1 protein-coding gene is annotated in these 920 nt (G+C 39.7%); it reads left to right on the plus strand.

The genetic code is table 11. From position 1 onward, the window contains the following. Positions 1-293 precede the first annotated feature (293 nt). Positions 294-737: a YslB family protein gene (locus tag LD39_RS17705; RefSeq protein ID WP_052158939.1), complete on the plus strand. Its 444-nt coding sequence runs from the start codon at positions 294-296 to the stop codon at positions 735-737. Positions 738-920 lie beyond the last annotated feature (183 nt).

Genomic DNA, 920 nt, shown 5'->3' on the forward strand with positions numbered 1-920 from the left:
CCGCCATATTTACCCCCCTCAAGATGATAACAGTTTGAATTATGTACATTATTCAGACAGTTAAGCGCTTTTATAAACCCTTAAAATAATTAGGAAAATCCCCTGTTTTCCTAGCTAGTCCTGCTGAATGTACAAATTGTGACATGTTTATTGTACTCCTACCCTGTTGGAGCGTCAAGAAACCTCGTTTATAAAATGCTCAAAAATACACATTTATTTCCTATCGCTAAAATGCAACAATTATTATTGCGCCATGTTCCATTTCGGGTGATAATAATGGGGGGGAGAAAGGAATGAGCGTTATGCAAGAATCTACAAAGCTAAACACGAACAACATCTCATCGCTGGTAGGGACAGGAGCAGGATTTGACCTGATGCGTTATTATACTCTACCTGATTTCCTTGGCAAAGATGCTCCGTTCATGCTTTACTACATGGGCAAAAACATCGCCCGCCAGACGGACATCTATGATTTTGACGATCTTTATGAATTCTTTCAATACATGGGATGGGGAGAATTAGCACTCGTCAACGAGAAGAAGAAAGAGATGATTTTCCATCTTAAAGGTCACATCATTGAAAAACGATTGAACCAAAAGCTCTTCACCGTGGACTTTCGATTGGAATGCGGTTTCCTGGCTGAAATTATCCAAAAGCTTACCGACCATACATATGAGTGCTTCGAAGAAATAAACAAAAAGGATGGCCACATAGAAATCAAGGCAATGAAGGGGTAAAGCTCCTTACTAAAGGTCTTTGCCACAGCCGAATGCTGCTTAGACATTGAGGAATTTGGTCACACTTATATTTTCTATAAAAAAAGAACCAGCAGTTAATCTTCCGCTGGTTCTTCCTCTTCCTGATTTAAATGAATAAGAATCGTGTTAGCCACAGGCTCCGGAATTCCTAACTTCGTCAAA

The sequence above is a fragment of the Halobacillus sp. BBL2006 genome (genome assembly GCF_000786645.1).
In the GTDB taxonomy this organism is placed as follows: Bacteria; Bacillota; Bacilli; order Bacillales; family Halobacillaceae; genus Halobacillus.